At 59.7% G+C, this 593-nt stretch carries 1 protein-coding gene; it reads right to left on the bottom strand.

From position 1 onward, the window contains the following. A partial coding sequence (gene phnX / locus AAEZ05_RS27745) for a phosphonoacetaldehyde hydrolase (protein WP_152644224.1) occupies positions 1 to 593 on the bottom strand: 593 nt, incomplete at both ends.

Genomic DNA, 593 nt, shown 5'->3' with positions numbered 1-593 from the left:
GAGCAGGTCAATGCGACCGTCCACATGCCAGCGCTGCGGCCTTCAAGAATACCTGGCCAGGTGTCGTCGACCTTGACGCAAGCGGCAACATCGCTGATGCCCAATGCGATCACGTTGGCCAGGGCCTGGGCCGGGTGCGGACGCCCATTGGGTACTTCATCGGTCGCTACGACGTGGTCGGCGACATAGCCGTTCTTGCGCGCCAACTCCACTACTTTTTCCATGACCACGGCCGGGTAACCGGAGCAAGAACCTATTTTCAGGCCGTTGTCGCGCAAGGTGTTGATCGTATCGAGAGCACCGGGAATCAACGCTGAATGCAAAGCGATCTTTTCGATCTGCAGCGGCATGAAGCGCTCGTAGAGGGCAGTAACGTCTTCATCAGTGGGTAGGCGGCCAAAGGCTGCGTGGTAGCGGTCGGCGATCTGTGGCTGATTGCACAACGTGCGGATGTGGTCCCACTTGCCCATGCCCATCGGGCCGCGGGCTTCTTCCAGAGAGACAGCGACGCCAAACTCGGCGAAAGCCTCGACAAAGATCTGCGTCGGGGCAAAGGAACCGAAATCAACAACGGTGCCCGCCCAGTCCAGAAC

The sequence above is a fragment of the Pseudomonas sp. HY13-MNA-CIBAN-0226 genome (assembly GCF_040310305.1).
Classification (GTDB): Bacteria; Pseudomonadota; Gammaproteobacteria; order Pseudomonadales; family Pseudomonadaceae; genus Aquipseudomonas; species Aquipseudomonas gregormendelii.
This window is presented reverse-complemented; position numbering and strand designations above follow the sequence as displayed.